Annotated in this window: 1 protein-coding gene; it reads right to left on the reverse strand. The window is 31.0% G+C overall.

The annotated features are described in order from the left end of the window. Nucleotides 1-291: hypothetical protein (locus RM549_RS19435; RefSeq protein ID WP_432264728.1), on the reverse strand; the 291-nt coding region annotated here is incomplete at its 3' end. Nucleotides 292-342: the final 51 nt, after the last annotated feature.

The following is a 342-nucleotide window of genomic DNA, read 5'->3' on the forward strand; positions in this document are numbered from 1 at the left end:
CATGGGGTTAGGAAGCCAGTATAAGATTATTAAAAGTAAAAGTGTGAATACAACTACAGGAGAAAACCAATTGAAAATATTGATTTTATCTTTAACCAGCACATCGTTTAATACCTGTTCTGATTTTACCAGCTTTTTCCCTTGGAGAAAGGAATTCCCAACTTGTTTTTTCAGGAATTTTGGTAAAAACATACTCTGTAAAGTATTGGTTTTTTTATCCAATGATTTCCCCAACATCAAATTAATTCCGAACCTAAGCCAAAGCTTTTCTCTAAGGTAAGAATTAATCAATTCCCTATTTGTTTTTTTTATTTTATGATCAGGGAATTTAACACCTACTTT

It is taken from the genome of Autumnicola patrickiae, assembly GCF_031846525.1.
In the GTDB taxonomy this organism is placed as follows: Bacteria; Bacteroidota; Bacteroidia; order Flavobacteriales; family Flavobacteriaceae; genus Autumnicola; species Autumnicola patrickiae.